1 protein-coding gene is annotated in these 526 nt (G+C 66.0%); it reads left to right on the top strand.

From position 1 onward, the window contains the following. Positions 1–29 precede the first annotated feature (29 nt). Positions 30–526: type IV secretory system conjugative DNA transfer family protein (locus ACFWJO_RS39930; RefSeq protein ID WP_386873223.1), on the top strand; the 497-nt coding region annotated here is incomplete at its 3' end.

Below are 526 nucleotides of genomic sequence, written 5' to 3'. Positions count from 1 at the left end.
GCACCCGCGTCGACCACAAGGCCGATCACATGGCCACCCTCAAAGACGTCAGGTCGCTGACCGAGAAGACCGCCCGCGCGTCGGCGAAACGCCTGAAGGTGGAAGTACCGGACGGTCAGGTACCGGGAGTGCCGATCGGACGGCACCTTCCCAGCAACAAGAAGCTCTATGCCTCCTACGAGGACATGCACGTGTGGATCTGCGGTCCACGCGTCGGAAAGTCCACGTCCGTGGTGATCCCCGCAGTCGTCGGAGCACCCGGAGCCGTACTTACCACCTCGAACAAACGCGACGTCGTCGACGCCACCCGCGGTGTCCGCGAAAAAGTGGGCCACGTCTGGATCTTCGACCCGCAACAGGTAGCCAAGGCCGACCCGACCTGGTGGTGGAACCCGCTGTCATGGCTCCGCCGCGAGATCATCGGACCGGATGGGCGCCCGCAGATCATCGCTGACGAAGTCCGCGCCGCCGACCTGGCCACCCACTTCGCCGCGGGCAGCATCTCCGCCGACGCCAAGACCGACGC

Source organism: Streptomyces sp. NPDC127092 (assembly GCF_042722475.1).
Lineage (GTDB): Bacteria > Actinomycetota > Actinomycetes > Streptomycetales > Streptomycetaceae > Streptomyces.
Note: the sequence above shows the minus strand (reverse complement) of the source record. Positions and strands in the feature narration are given on the sequence as shown.